This is a genomic window from Bacillus sp. TH13, from assembly GCF_016651175.1.
Taxonomy (GTDB): Bacteria; Bacillota; Bacilli; order Bacillales; family Bacillaceae_G; genus Bacillus_A; species Bacillus_A thuringiensis_S.
In genome coordinates this window covers 14,773-27,284 of record NZ_JAEKEJ010000015.1, presented here as the reverse complement: position 1 = coordinate 27,284, position 12,512 = coordinate 14,773, and the positions used below count along the sequence as shown (strand labels likewise).

Here is a 12,512-nt window from a genome sequence, read left to right as displayed (position 1 = left end):
TAAACAATTATCTTTCTTACCAAAAATTGATAGAACAGCGACACAAGAGGAATTAGAAGGCGTGTTGGAAAGTGTACGTATACATAGGAAATGTGAAAATTAGAAACAGATTCTTTCTTCTAGTAGAAATTGAAGTGGAAGTTGGAAATGTAGCCATAGAGGAATTTGTTTTTATTCGAATATCTGAGCAAGAAGCTAGAACATTGTTAGCAGGGGGTATTCAACGTTGTACTATTTCTAATTGTGTTCCTAGGTCTCATGATGATTTAGAAGTAGAATTCATTTGTGTTTTAATCGTGGGTGGGGAAGCATTTGCGGTTTTTGATGTAGAAGACGATGTTGATGAAGCTGTACTTGTTCCAATTTCATTAAGAGAAGCCGAGCGTTTAATCTGTAGAGGAGCAAGACGATGTACAGTTATTAATAGATAAGAGTAAGCCTTTCGGGAGCTAAAGAGGTTTCATTTTGTGTGGCTTCTTTTAAGAATGATTATGTAAATATGAATATCCTCCAGAGTACTTAACTGGAGGATACTTTTGTAGACTTCTAGATGTATTAACTACCAATAATTGATAATTATGTAAATAAGCTGTCCATATGGGCAGCTTATTTTATTTTTCAGCATAGCGTAGGTTATTTTGCAAAATGCTGGTGGTATCCCATCGCTATCAAGCTAAGAAAAAGAAATGCCCCCTCAAATGAAAAAACGCGCTATTCTTTCTGTAGAATCATAGGAAAGGATAACGTTTTTTTTCGTTTTATAGATAGTGCAAAACCTTAGTGTAACTTTAAAATAAAGTTTGATTATTTCTGGTTATATAACCATAGTATAGCAATGGACAAATCTTATAAGTTTTGTCCATTATTACTATATTTCCAATAAATTAATTCTGTATCTCTGTGATCCATTTGGAACCCTAATTTCACCAAAACATTTTCTGAATTGATATTATCAAGTTCACATCTGGCTGTGATATATTTGACCTCATCATGATTTGAGGCCCAGTTTAATAATTTTTGGGCAGCTTCAAAACAATAACCTTTGCGTCGTTGACTTTCATTAATAGCAAAGCCAATCTCAATCATACCGTCTAAATCGGGATTACCAAAAAATCCAATGCCGCCAACTATTTCTTTGGTATCTTTCGCCACAATGATCCAAGAGTCAAATCCTTTAGTTCCATTATTTTTAATCAGAAGTTCCCGAAAGTAGGGTAAAGCTTCAAAAAAATCTGCACCTGGCCACTCACCGTTGGTTTTGTATCCCATTGCTTTGATTGCCTGTATATCACGCTGGGCCGCAGCCTCAATTAGATTAAGATCAAGGGTTTTTAAAATCAGTCTATTAGTTTCAAGCTTCATATTAAGTTCACCTTTCTTTTAGATACTAGTTTCATGGAAAATCCTATAGAGGGGAGATAACGTGCCAACTGTTTCTCATATAGCTGTCAATGTTGCAATGAATTATAAATCGAATAATCTACTTCACCTGAAATATTCTCCAGCCCATTTTCATACAACTCAATAGCCATTAAGTTTTCCACAGAAGGCGGAAGATTTTTCTTGGACGCATAGATACCGAATTCAGTTGATGTACTAAATCCAAAGCGTTGATAATATTGATAATCTCCCTCAACAATAATTCCCTTATATCCCATTTTAGTTGCAAATTTAATACCTTCCTGCAACATATACTTACCAATACCCTGGCGTTGTTTATTAATTGCCACTGAAACAGGTGATAACATTAGTATTTCATTTTCAAATCTATTACTAATGGGAAGTTTTGAAAGCATAAAGTGTCCTATAATAATCCCTTCTTCCTCAACAACTAAATCAAGTTCAGGAATATAAAATGGTTTTTCTCTGATTTCCCTCACCAAAGCTTTTTCAGCTATTCCATTTGAATATTTAGTATTTTTGAATATCTCGTATACAAAGTCATCAATAAAACTATATTCTTCTTTTTTAACGACTCTTAACTTCATTAATTCACCTCTCTTGATGCCTTTTTAAGGTTATTATTAATAATTCTTTAAAAGTTGGAGAACCCCTGTTTCAACCGCCCTATATTTAAATAAAAAGGGCGTATACCGTATATTTTTTTGTTTTAGGGGCGTTATAAAATTCTTAAGTTGATGAATATAGTGTAGCGTCAGAAAAGTGCGGCTCTACATCGTTAAGGAAATTTCAATATTAAAAAGCCAATTTCTCAATTTAATGCGAAGAAATTAGGCTTTTTACATTGCTCCATTAAAGCGCCAGCTAGGAAAAAAATAACGAACAAAAAACTATCATCTAATAGGAAAGACTAACCTCTGTCCATTAATGATAAATATTTATGTACAATAGCTTGAGAGAGGCATGTTGATGAGTCAATAATGGAAATATCATTGGATTTTTTATCTGTAATAACATTTAAATCTGTACATGCAATGATAGCGGTATCAATCGTTTCAGCTAATTCTGAATAGAGTTCATCCCATAATTGAAGGGACTCATCAATTTGGCCTTGTTTAATCTGTGCTATTATTTGATTCACACAGGTTTGCCAACGATCTTGATGTAAGAAATCATAACCTTCTCTCACTAAAGCATCTTGAAATATTCCAGACTGAACCGTTGGATTGGTGGCTAAAAGAGCTACCTTTTTTGAGTTTTTTGGTATTTCCTTTATTGTTTCATCAATCATGTTTAATACGGGAACTGAAACGGAGTTTTTAATTTAGTTAAAATAGATATGTGCCGTATTACATGGGATAGCAATAAAATCAACATCTGTTTTTTTAAGTCTACGAGCCGCTTTAATAATTGCCATTTATATGGACAACTCATCGGCATTCTCCTCTGTTCTTCTACGATGTTTCTTTCTGCTTGAAAAGAAAAAGCAGGAGCTGAGTGAATACAAAGCGATTTATATGATTAAAGATTACTTTCCGTTACTGTTTCAAGCGATAGCCGTTGGCACAGAAGAACTTTTAAAAATTCTGCATCGGAATTGTTCTAAAGGAAGAAATATCTGAAATATAATTGAGGGGAGTGAAATAATAATGGAAACTAGTACTTTTTTAGGGTTGTTCTGGGGGGTGGATGACGGTTATCGTATCGGGAATACTTTTCGTCCGTCCATCGGTGCTACGTGACTTAAAAAGATTAGTGGTTGAAGACAGAGGGTTTGGTATTATGTATGGTTTTCTATCGATTTTCCTAGGATTAGGTACTGTAATTCTACATAATGTATGGGTATTCAACTGGCATGGATTCCTAACGATTATTGCATGGCTTGCATTATTAAAGGGAATTTACATAATTGCATATCCTGAACCCTTCAAGAAAACAGACTTTGAAGTAAGGATACTATCTACACGTATAGTACTCGCTATCATTGGTGCTTTGGCTTTATGGATGCTTATAGTAATCTATATAAAATAATCTTTTTTATAAATAAAAGGGCCTGATGTGAGAGAAAAGGCCTTTTCAAAAATTGCATATGTGGAAAATCAATGTCAATAGTTTAATACCAATAAATAAGAATTAATTCCAGGTATTAAGTATTGAGAAATAAAAAATATTTAACGCAACAAATTGGTTAACTTTATGAGCTAACCAATTGTTACACAAAAGAAAATTAGGTCCTCTAAGTAATAGATGTGTAACTTAAAGTTACAGTTATAGTGTAAGCGAGATTGAAAATGTTATACGAAAGTAATTCTGTTAAAAAGTTTCATTTTGTCATAAATAAAAGAGCAGTTAGCCCAGCCTAACTGCTCGATACAGAGGTAATAATCTAGCTACATAGATATTATATGCTGAGTTATTGATTTTATTTGTGTAAAACACAAAAGAGCAGCTAACAAAACCTAGCCGCTCTAAACAGTGATGTGTCTCTAGATGTAGTTGTAGTATAAACAGAATGCTGAGTTTTATTCATGGGGAGATAGAAATGGACTTGAAAATAGAATATAGTCCGGCTAGAAAACTAGAGGACACCAATTTTTAGAGCCGCGATAAAATTGTTTTAAGAAATGGTGTTCTCTTTATTTTGAAAGGGGATTCGGGAAATGAAGGTATTAGAATAGAAATGTTTAAAAAACGCATAGATTGATAAAAAGTAAAGGGCGAATTCCTTATGAGAATAAGGAATATTATCATTTTTGTTACCATTTTCTTCTATCCTTATATATAATTAATTTGTATTTTATATATAAATTAGGAGGGAATTTATGACTACAAATAAGGACTACATTCGTTATATCCGGGGAAAAGTAGGGCATGATTTAATATTTCTTAATTTTGCTGGAGGTATTGTTTATAACGAACGAAATGAAATTCTTTTACAAAAACGGGGAGATAGAAATGAGTGGGGTCTACCAGGTGGTGCTATGGAACTTGGAGAATCTCTTGAAGAAACCGCTAAACGAGAAATATTTGAGGAGACAGGATTAAATGTTGAGGTTGAACATCTTATAGGTGTCTACTCTAAATATTCTGGTGAGTTTCCGAACGGAGATAAAGCTCAGACTATCACTCATTGTTTTCAATGTAAGCCAATTGGCGGAGAACTTACTGTAGATGGTATTGAGACTTTGGATTTAAAATACTTCCCAATAGACCAAATACCAAAATTATTCACAAAACTACACGAAGATGCCTTAGAAGATTGGCTTTCCAAAAGAAAAGGTGTATTTAGATAAAACACTTTCAAATTAATTATCCATAATCTTTAACTAACGGGCGCTTTAATTGAGTAAGAAAATAAAAACTTTTAACTTCCGCTAAAGATAATTATGTTAATGATTTAGTGATGGCAGTCCTGTTAAGGACAAGAAGAGGAACGTATAAAAATAGAGTTGTAGAAATAGAAAGAGTGGATTCCATGTGAGAGAATAGGGATCCACTTTTTTTCTTGCAACTGATAAAGAGACACTATATCTGACTTACATAAATATCCTAGTTGTTCAAATTTGTCCTTGCTAATGGTACCATTAGCGTCATGGAGGGATATTATGTTTACTTTTAGATAATGCTTTAAGTTAAGTCTTTACAATTAAGCCCATTAAACGAAAGCCTTTAAATATAGAGCGTACAACTTTCATGAAGATGCGCCCTAAAAGAAATATTAAGTATGTATTATTTCTTTTCTTTAACTTCGTATTTAGCTTCAATAAAATTTAATAATTTACCTTTTGGATCATCATTTTCTTATATTCCCTTATCGTGTTGTATAATTGATTACGAGTTACTCTTTCTATTTTGATGTTCCTCTACTTTCTTATCATATACCTTAGAGAAGTCATCCTTGTTTTCTTTAGCTAATTGATAAACTGCTTCTTTCCACTGTTCTCTATCCATGCCTAACAGGTGGGGAGAACTATTCGCAATAACTACACTAACTTCTTTTACATCTTTACCTTTAGCTTCTAATATTGGTTTTGTACCTTTTCTTGCATCCTCTACCCCTTCTAAGATGAGTTTATGCGTGTCTTTATACTTATCAGGTACTTTTACGTTCTCCATTCGGTCTAAAGCTTCATCCAAAATACTTGCCGTTTTGAATACCTCTTTATACTTTTCATCACCTTTTAGTGCATAACCTAAACCTATTATTATGTCATCCTTATTAAAGTTAAAATCTAGTAATTGTTCATACATGTAACTTGGATACTGTTCCTCAGATATTGTAGTTTTCAACATTGCTTTACTAGTTTCTTCAGTCTTAGGAGTAGAATCTTTATCTCCTAGCCCACAACCGAACAATAATAGAACTGGTACTGTCAACGCTATGAGTTTCGTTGCTTTCATTATGTATTCCCCTTTTAGAAAGTATTGTAATTAATTAACATATTGTACCATAACATAAATTATGAATATTAGATATATATAAATTCCCTATATTTACCGTGGAATGCATTTATTGTAATAATGAAGAATATGATACACATGCTTGGAATTGAAAAAAATTTATAGCTCGTGAAATAAACATATACAAGGAAAAAGACATATTTATATTGTCCTCACCCTTACCGTCCATTTTGTCTAAAATATGGGTAGTCAAACCCACACATTAGTACACAATTTGAAACATAATCAGTATATTAAGAAAAAATGTGTGAATTATTTAAACAAAAAAGTGTTAGCAAGTTTGCAAACGAACTTGCTAACACTTATACAAAATAGACATAAATTATCGCTGATATGTCTTCCTCAATAATAGCCATAATCAATTAGAACACACTAGTACGAAACGCTCATAAAACTATTTTTAATATACATGACAATAGTATAAACTCTTTATTTTTTTAATAATTTAGGGTTATATCCTTTCTGCATTAGCCGCTTTTAACCACGCTTCGTAGAATTCTATAACTGATGCATACCGTTCTGTCCGATTGTCACTTACAGCACGATGGGCTACCTCATATAATTCCTTACTTGCTTCCCATTTTATAAAAGAACGATCTTTTTCACCGCCTAAAAGTGAGAAAGCCATTGCTCCCATATTAAATACATTTGTTCTTTCATCAATTATAGCATTTAGTTCAAATTCTTCTGGTGACATAAAACGGGAGGAACCCCATAGCCGGCCCATTTTATTTATGTAAGGTTTCTTACTGTATAAATCTATATCACAAATTTTTGTTTCGTTTGTATTAAAATTATATAAAATACTACCGTCATAAAAATCTATCGCTACATAATTTTTCTTTTCTACATAAGTATGGAAAGAAAAATGGAATGTAAGGAATGAATTCGTTCTATAGCAGATAAATGTCTAAATTTATAAAATGGTGAGTTTGGATTTTTATATTTTTCAGGAGATGGGAAACGCCAATGCGAATGAAGACATTCCCCATCAAACCAATCGAAAATTAATACATATCCAGATTGAACTGGAAAATGATCAATTAATCTTATGAGCGATTCATGCTTTAAATCTTCATAGATAGTAACTGAATTTTTTAGCCTTTTAATAGCATCACCCGCTGTTCCTTCATATGCAATTGTTTGTGCTCCTGCGTATTTGATAAATTTCTTATGCCCATCTTTTTCTACACCAAAACTTATATTACCTGAATCTTGCTGGTCAAAAACTGCAAATACGGTCCCTAATTTAATAAGCCAATCAAAATTATGATATTCTTTCAATTGGAATATTACGTTATTTAACTGAATTTCCACGGAATTATCTTTCATAGATTACCTCACATTTAATATAATTAAGTTGTACATTCCACTATTTCGACATATTTTATGGAAATCCTATGCTAATAATATAAAATTTTATAAATATAATGATAAACACTTATAAAGAGGTGAATATAATGGACCAACAAATTGTTATTAAAGCATATCAAAAAGACTGGGTTGAAGAGTATATAAAAGTAAAAGAGAAATTCTGTTCCTTGTTAGGACAAGAGATAATCGCTGTTGAACATATAGGAAGTACTGCAGTAGAAGGATTAGGAGCTAAACCTCTTATTGATATGATGATTGGCGTAACAGACTTGCAAATTACTGAAAACTGGATTGAAGTTCTATCGGAAATTGGATATGAGTATGTTCCAAAAGATGCAACCAATTGGCGTTTTTTTAGAAAGGGAAAATGGAGAGCGGGTACTCATCATTTGCATGTTTATCATTATAATAGCGAAGAATGGAGAAACAATATTTTATTTCGGGACTTTCTAATAAGCCATGAATGGGCACGTAAAGAATATAGAGAATTAAAAGAGATGCTTGCTATTACATATGCTTTTGATCGTGTTTCATATACAAAGGCAAAAGCGCCATTTATTCAAAACATAATAAAGTTAGCTGAAAAAAATCAATAATAATTGTCAGTGATATTGAAATTCTCATTTTATTTTAATCTTTCTCTCATTTTACTTTCTTTTTATTTGATAGACTGCTTGTTACAAAGTCTTTATTAGTAAGGAGATTAAATAAAATGGAGAAGATATTAAGAAATAAATATTTCCATGTGTTTGTTAAAATTATGGGCATTACTATTATTATTTGTAGTGTAGAGATGCTATTTATTAATGTTATATACGGCAATGTTCTGAATGTAAAATGGTTAAATAAAAAATTAGGCTCGTTTGGTGAATATGGGGCTATTATCGCTGCTTCACTATGGTTTTTACGCCGTATATGGTTGCTTTTAAAGAAGAAAAATATACAAGGATTTAAAAAAGTTAAAGAAGTGTATCTATTTGCAAAAAAATTTCATGTATTAATTGGATATGCTGTAATAGCTGTTACGATTACTCACGGTGTTTACTTTTTAATAAAAGGGAGTCGTCATATTTTACTCATATACAGTGGTATATTTTCTCTATTAGCCTTACTTGTACTAGGGATTGTTGGGTTTTATTTACAGCGAATAAATAAGAAAGAAACATTTATGATGTATAGAAGAGTGCATCAAATCATTGCAATTATATTTGGAATAGGATTATTTATTCATTTAATCGTCTAGGAGGAACTACCGTTGCAACACATTTTAATTATTGAGGATGAGGAAAGTTTAGCGGATTTTTTAGAATTAGAACTAAAATATGAAGGGTATAAAGTAGATATACAACTTGATGGAAGAAAAGGATTAAGCGCAGCACTTGAAAAGAATTACGATCTTATTTTGCTGGATTTAATGTTGCCTGGATTAAATGGGCTAGAGGTATGTCGTCGACTAAGAGCACCTATTATTATGCTGACTGCTCGTGATAGTATTATGGACCGTGTGACAGGTTTAGATAGTGGAGCGGATGATTATATTCCGAAACCATTTGCAATTGAAGAACTGTTAGCGCGTATGAGAGTGATATTTAGAAGAGAAGAACATATTGAAAACAAGCAGGTTTCATTTCTTACATTCAAAGATTTGCAACTTCAGATTGAATCTCGAACTATAACTAAAGGAAATGAAGAAATTGAACTTACAAATAAAGAATTCGAGTTATTACTTATGTTTATGAAAAATATTAATCGCGTACTTACCCGTGATGTTTTACTGGACCAAGTATGGGGATATGATGCAATTGTTGAGACAAATATCGTTGATGTATATGTTCGTTATTTGCGAAACAAGTTACATAGTGTAGATAAGGAGGAATATATCCAAACAGTGCGTGGTGCGGGATATATAATGAAATGATAAAAAATATTATGTTTCGAATTCGAAATCTACCTATAAAGTGGAAACTAACACTTTGGTCCACTACATTAGTATTTATTTTATTCATCTTATATAGTGCTTTGCAGTTTATTGTAATAAATAAGTGGACTCTAGATTATGAACAGAAACAAATAAATAGGCAAGTGACGGAAATAGCGGCATATTTCCAAGATAAAAATGATACCCTTTCGAGTAAAACATTTGAAAATAGTAAAGATTTTCTAAACAATATGATTGATAAGCATCAAATGATTCGTATTATTGACATGAATGGGGAGCCGATTGTTACTGTTTCACGAGATTTTAATGAAACGTGGATAAAGCCGAAACAGGTTATAAAAGATGAGTCATTTATAAAAAGGCATTTAGAAGATCGAATATTAGTTAAGCGTATACCAATTAAAACGAAAGAGTTTATTGGCACTATTGAACTTACGAAAAACCTAGAGACATTTGATCATTTATTAAAAATTATTTTAGTGGTAATGGCTATTGCTGGGATATTCGGGTTGATATTTAGTTTTTTAGGCGGGATACTTATAACGAAGAAACTATTATCAAGTGTTCAAAATATAACAGATACGATGAAACGTATTAAAAAGAATGGACTAAATGAACGGGTCCCAGTACGAGAAAATAATGATGAACTTGCAAAATTATCATTTCTCTTTAACGAGATGATGGATGAGGTAGAAACTGCTTTTACACAACAGAAACAGTTTGTCGAAGATGCTTCTCATGAATTAAGAACACCGTTAACAATTATTCATGGGCACTTAGCGATGTTAAATCGATGGGGGAAAAGTGATCCAGCAGTATTAGATAAATCTCTTCAATCTAGTTTAAAGGAAGTAGATCGTTTAAATAAATTAGTTTCGGAATTGCTAGAACTATCAAGAGCTGAATCTGAACAATTGCATCCAATAGCAGCTGAGCCAGTCCATGTAAATAGCGTATTAAAACATGTTACACAAAACTTTGTAGTACTTCAAAGTGATTTTCAATTTGATATGAAATTTTGGGATGATGCAGCTTATGTGTCAATGCCATCATCTTACTTAGAACAAATTATTATTATCATAATGGATAATGCAGTTAAGTATACCAAAGAGGTTAATAAACATATTTGCATAGAATCCAGTTTACAATCAGGGAAAGTTAAAATTTGTGTAATAGATCATGGAGCGGGAATACCTGGATCAGATTTACCATTTGTTCTTAATCGCTTTTACCGTGTTGACAAAGCGAGAAGTCGAAAACAAGGTGGAAACGGACTAGGTTTGTCTATTGCCAAACGACTTGTAGAAAAATATAACGGAGCTATTCAAATAGAGAGTAAAGAAAATGAAGGAACAATCGTTACGATTACATTACCTTGTATAATAAAATAAGCAATCAAAGAAGGGATGCTTTTTGCATTCCTTCTTTTTTACGATCAAATCATTTTGTTTATTTCGAAATTTCTAGTACATTAAAATTATTAAGGGGGAATAATAATGAAAGCTATCGTACATCAATATAAAACTGGATTTGACGGTGTAGAATATAAAATATCACCTGGGAGAGCACTTAATGATGGGGAAGTTAAAGTGAAATTAAAATCAGCAGGTTTAAATCATCGTGATTTATTTATTATGAATAATAGAAAAGAAATGCAATTACCTTTAATCTTAGGATCAGATGGTGCAGGTATTGTTAAGGAAATTGGAAATGGTGTTTCTGATAACATACTACATACAGAAGTTATTATTAATCCTAGTATTGGATGGGAACATGCTACTGAAGTACCGGAGTTACCGGAAGTGCTAGGTGGACCAAAAGATGGAACGTTTGCTGAATATGTAATTGTACCAGCTGAAAATGTAGTAGAAAAGCCGTCATATCTTACTTGGGAAGAATCAGGTGTTTTATCTTTATCCGCACTAACTGCATATAGAGCGCTTTTTACAAAAGGTAGATTGAAGTGCGGCGAACACGTTTTAATTCCGGGAATAGGCGGTGGTGTTGCTACATTTGCCATGTTATTCGCGAAAGCAATTGGCGCAAAAGTGAGTGTTACTTCAAGGGTAGAGAATAAAAGGGAACTTGCTGAGAAATATGGTGCAGATATTTCTTTTCATAGTGCTGGAAATTGGGAAGAGAGCTTACAAGGTGAAAAAGTAGATTTAATAATAGATAGTATAGGTCCGGCAACTTTTTTGAAATATTTTGATGTATTAAAAACAAATGGAAGAATCGTGAATTTTGGTGCAAGCTCAGGAGATAAAATTGAATTACCATTACGCGCGCTATTTTACAATCAAATTGATATTATGGGAACATCCATGGGTAGCGGTGAGGAATTTAATGAGATGATAAAGTTTATAGAAAAACATCAAATTAAACCAATTATTGATAAAGTTTACTCGTTAGAAGAAGCAATTCGAGCACTAAGCCGTATGGAACATGGAGAACAATTCGGAAATATTGTACTTCAAATGAATTAAAAAATATGATTTTGCAATTAGTATATTTAAATGAATATGTTATGTATCCCAAACATGAAAAAATACGAACAGCCTTATTATAAAGGCTTACCAGCTTTATACATAAATAGCGTATAAAATTTGTTTTATAATTGTCATATGATTAATAGTAAAATGAGAATTAGATGAAAAAAGTTTAAGCCTATTTTCATAATGGTATTGTATACTGTGTAAATCAAGAACACTTGTATGTAAGGAGAGAGTTTAATGAATTACACAGTATTTCAGTGGTTTAATAATTTTGCTGATTCATCCAAACTATTAGATACGTTAATGGTTGCTATTACAAATAGCGCTGCATACGTAGCCGTTCTATTTATGCTTATCTTATGGTTTAATAATGGAAAGAAAGAGAATGCAATTAGAAAACAATATACAGTTTTATATACGACGCTTTCGGTTATTTTTGCATTATTAGTAAATGTTCTTATACACGCAGTATATTACCATCCGCGTCCGTTCGTATCACATGATGTACATCAATTAGTACCACACGCAGCAGATTCATCATTCGTTAGTGATCATTCTGTACTTGTATTTTCAATCGCCTTCGTATTTATTCTTAGAAGAGAAAAACTGAAATATATCGCGCTATTATGGGCAGTGTTAGTCGGTATATCACGTATGTACGTAGGTGTTCATTACCCTTTAGATATACTTGGTGCAGCATTCTTAACACTTGTTACGAGCGTTTTAGTAATGCAAAGTACACGTATGTTTGAACCAATAGCGAAACTTGTATTCAAAATGTATGCATTAGTAGCGAGACGAATTCCTTTCTTAGCAAAATATAACCATATTGCATAATTTTC

11 protein-coding genes and 4 pseudogenes are annotated in these 12,512 nt (G+C 32.2%); 10 read left to right on the top strand and 5 right to left on the bottom strand.

All coding sequences use genetic code 11. The annotated features are described in order from the left end of the window. The first annotated feature begins 71 nt into the window (after positions 1-71). The gene (locus JFU02_RS04060; protein WP_327896346.1) at positions 72-431 is read left to right on the top strand and encodes a hypothetical protein; all 360 of its coding nucleotides are present in this window, start codon (positions 72-74) and stop codon (positions 429-431) included. A gap of 415 nt (positions 432-846) precedes the next feature. Here the strand turns inward: JFU02_RS04060 and JFU02_RS04055 are convergent, their stop codons facing one another. The 3 genes and pseudogenes from JFU02_RS04055 to JFU02_RS04045 all read right to left on the bottom strand — a co-directional run. Further along, the gene (locus JFU02_RS04055; RefSeq protein WP_086406224.1) at positions 847-1,362 is read right to left on the bottom strand and encodes a GNAT family N-acetyltransferase; all 516 of its coding nucleotides are present in this window, start codon (positions 1,360-1,362) and stop codon (positions 847-849) included. An 86-nt stretch (positions 1,363-1,448) separates the two neighbouring features. Further along, the gene (locus JFU02_RS04050; RefSeq protein WP_086406225.1) at positions 1,449-1,988 is read right to left on the bottom strand and encodes a GNAT family N-acetyltransferase; all 540 of its coding nucleotides are present in this window, start codon (positions 1,986-1,988) and stop codon (positions 1,449-1,451) included. Between the two features lie 323 nt (positions 1,989-2,311). Beyond that, a pseudogene (locus tag JFU02_RS04045) lies at positions 2,312-2,815 on the bottom strand (aspartate/glutamate racemase family protein); the annotation flags it as partial. On the opposite strand from JFU02_RS04045, the pseudogene JFU02_RS04040 reads away from it, so the two are divergent. From JFU02_RS04040 to JFU02_RS04030, 3 genes and pseudogenes are all read left to right on the top strand, one after another. Then, positions 2,813-2,996, top strand: a pseudogene (locus JFU02_RS04040) (IS4 family transposase); the annotation flags it as partial. The pseudogenes JFU02_RS04045 and JFU02_RS04040 overlap by 3 nt on opposite strands. Positions 2,997-3,050: 54 nt before the next feature. Further along, positions 3,051-3,432: pseudogene (locus JFU02_RS04035) on the top strand (hypothetical protein). A 791-nt stretch (positions 3,433-4,223) separates the two neighbouring features. Further along, positions 4,224-4,694, top strand: coding sequence for an NUDIX hydrolase (locus tag JFU02_RS04030; protein ID WP_000210489.1), 471 nt, complete (start codon positions 4,224-4,226; stop codon positions 4,692-4,694). 538 nt (positions 4,695-5,232) lie between these two features. Here JFU02_RS04030 and JFU02_RS04025 read toward each other — a convergent pair. Beyond that, entirely contained in the window at positions 5,233-5,802 is a 570-nt protein-coding gene (locus JFU02_RS04025) for a hypothetical protein (RefSeq protein ID WP_061667044.1), read from the bottom strand. A 511-nt stretch (positions 5,803-6,313) separates the two neighbouring features. Then, positions 6,314-7,194 (bottom strand): annotated as a pseudogene (locus JFU02_RS04020) (protein kinase domain-containing protein). Positions 7,195-7,322: 128 nt separating this feature from the next. Here JFU02_RS04020 and JFU02_RS04015 point away from each other — a divergent pair. The 6 genes from JFU02_RS04015 (at position 7,323) to JFU02_RS03990 (ending at position 12,507) form a co-directional block, all read left to right on the top strand. Beyond that, a complete protein-coding gene (locus tag JFU02_RS04015) occupies positions 7,323-7,832 on the top strand; it encodes a GrpB family protein (protein ID WP_201069929.1) in 510 nt (169 codons plus the stop codon). A gap of 116 nt (positions 7,833-7,948) precedes the next feature. Further along, positions 7,949-8,479, top strand: coding sequence for a hypothetical protein (locus JFU02_RS04010; protein WP_086406227.1), 531 nt, complete (start codon positions 7,949-7,951; stop codon positions 8,477-8,479). Between the two features lie 12 nt (positions 8,480-8,491). Next, positions 8,492-9,154 carry a response regulator transcription factor gene (locus JFU02_RS04005; protein WP_201069926.1) on the top strand — a complete coding sequence of 221 codons (663 nt, stop codon included), beginning with the start codon at positions 8,492-8,494 and terminating at the stop codon, positions 9,152-9,154. Then, positions 9,151-10,566 (top strand): HAMP domain-containing sensor histidine kinase, encoded by a 1,416-nt coding sequence (locus tag JFU02_RS04000; RefSeq protein WP_097960226.1) that lies wholly within the window; start codon positions 9,151-9,153, stop codon positions 10,564-10,566. The genes JFU02_RS04005 and JFU02_RS04000 overlap by 4 nt, the downstream gene beginning before the upstream one ends. A 105-nt stretch (positions 10,567-10,671) precedes the next feature. Next, on the top strand, positions 10,672-11,661 hold the full coding sequence (locus JFU02_RS03995; protein ID WP_097960225.1) for a zinc-binding dehydrogenase: 990 nt from the start codon (positions 10,672-10,674) through the stop codon (positions 11,659-11,661). Positions 11,662-11,907: 246 nt separating this feature from the next. Continuing rightward, positions 11,908-12,507, top strand: a complete 600-nt coding sequence (locus JFU02_RS03990) for an undecaprenyl-diphosphatase (protein WP_001110131.1) — start codon at positions 11,908-11,910, stop codon at positions 12,505-12,507. The last annotated feature ends 5 nt before the right edge of the window (positions 12,508-12,512 follow it).

Coding starts and splice junctions, on each gene's coding strand:
- JFU02_RS04055 (WP_086406224.1), bottom strand. CDS start 1,362: ATGAAGCTTGAAACTAATAGACTGATTTTAAAAACCCTTGATCTTAAT.
- JFU02_RS04050 (WP_086406225.1), bottom strand. CDS start 1,988: ATGAAGTTAAGAGTCGTTAAAAAAGAAGAATATAGTTTTATTGATGAC.
- JFU02_RS04030 (WP_000210489.1), top strand. CDS start 4,224: ATGACTACAAATAAGGACTACATTCGTTATATCCGGGGAAAAGTAGGG.
- JFU02_RS04025 (WP_061667044.1), bottom strand. CDS start 5,802: ATGAAAGCAACGAAACTCATAGCGTTGACAGTACCAGTTCTATTATTG.
- JFU02_RS04015 (WP_201069929.1), top strand. CDS start 7,323: ATGGACCAACAAATTGTTATTAAAGCATATCAAAAAGACTGGGTTGAA.
- JFU02_RS04010 (WP_086406227.1), top strand. CDS start 7,949: ATGGAGAAGATATTAAGAAATAAATATTTCCATGTGTTTGTTAAAATT.
- JFU02_RS04000 (WP_097960226.1), top strand. CDS start 9,151: ATGATAAAAAATATTATGTTTCGAATTCGAAATCTACCTATAAAGTGG.
- JFU02_RS03995 (WP_097960225.1), top strand. CDS start 10,672: ATGAAAGCTATCGTACATCAATATAAAACTGGATTTGACGGTGTAGAA.
- JFU02_RS03990 (WP_001110131.1), top strand. CDS start 11,908: ATGAATTACACAGTATTTCAGTGGTTTAATAATTTTGCTGATTCATCC.